The following is a 1,130-nucleotide window of genomic DNA, read 5'->3' as shown; positions in this document are numbered from 1 at the left end:
GCACTGCCCGTCACCGACACCCAGACCAGCGCCATCAACGCTGAATTCATCTACCGCGGCAGCACCGTACAGCCCACCGACCGTGTCACCCTTCCAGCCACCGGCCAGGATGAAGCGAAAGCTGCAGCCGTTGAGCAGCATATGAAAGCGATCCGGAACCAAACCGACGGCAAAGCCATCCAGAACGGCCGGAAACTCTGGGCAGACATGCTCAACTCGAACTCATTCCCGAGCGATGACGACTCCCGCGCCCTGGTCGCACACCTGCAGTTCCCCCGCATCCGAGACCGGCTTATCGCAGACATCCCTGACTTGGACGAACCCATGCAAAACATCCTGTTCGCCCAAACCGATAACGCACCACAATGGTCACGCGTCGAATGGGCCCAACAATTGCTTCTAATCGTCGCCGGCTGGAATATGAACAAAAACACGGCCTACAAAGCCTTACCCTTCGACTGAACCAGCAGCTCCGCAGTCATCCTGCCGAGAGTCCAGTACAAGCGCGAAGCAAGCCCCACAGCTTTACAGAATCATAATTTTCGGCGTTTGCAGATGGCCGGGGGAGACGCCCGAAAGGTGCCTCAATATTGCCCGTGGATGACGGGCCCGACTTGCCGGCTAAGCTCACTCCGGGGCTGCTGGTTTTAACTCTCTGTCCTCGGCATCGATGAATCCCGGTCGCCGGAAACCGTCCATGGGATCCGGATAGTGCACCGCACCAATGTAGTCCTTCCGCTAAGTACCGGGCAGACGGCGGAACTTGGTTTGCCGGCGGGGTCCTACGAAATTGTTGGACATGTGCGTTCAGTGGACGACGAGTCCGTGGTCTCGCTGCCCGGCGTTCAGACTCTCACTGTGCCGGTGGGATGGCTGCATGTCCTGGAGTCCGAACCTTCGCGCGACCACAGGAACGCCGGCCGCTCGTTCTAGTGGTTGCCGCCACGTGAGTATCAGTAATCAAGGTAGACCTGCTTGACTTCTAAATCTATATAGCTAGATTTGTCCCATGGAGAACTTAGGGCGGGTTACGCCGGCGACCACACTGGTCCTTGAGGCGCTGCTGTCGGCAGAGAGCGTGTGGGGCCTGCAGATCGTCAAAGATGTTGGCAAGAAGCCGGGTACCGTCT

General features: G+C 58.3%; 1 protein-coding gene and 1 pseudogene. Both read left to right on the top strand.

The genetic code is table 11. From position 1 onward, the window contains the following. Positions 1 to 462, top strand: a pseudogene (locus tag AC1DBN_RS21415) (hypothetical protein); the annotation flags it as partial. A gap of 339 nt (positions 463 to 801) precedes the next feature. Beyond that, entirely contained in the window at positions 802 to 933 is a 132-nt protein-coding gene (locus AC1DBN_RS21410) for a hypothetical protein (RefSeq protein WP_477724192.1), read from the top strand. Positions 934 to 1,130: the final 197 nt, after the last annotated feature.

Source organism: Pseudarthrobacter sp. 10T415 (assembly GCF_056394175.1).
The sequence above is the reverse complement of the archived record's forward strand: the minus strand, read 5'-3'. Positions and strand labels throughout refer to the sequence as shown.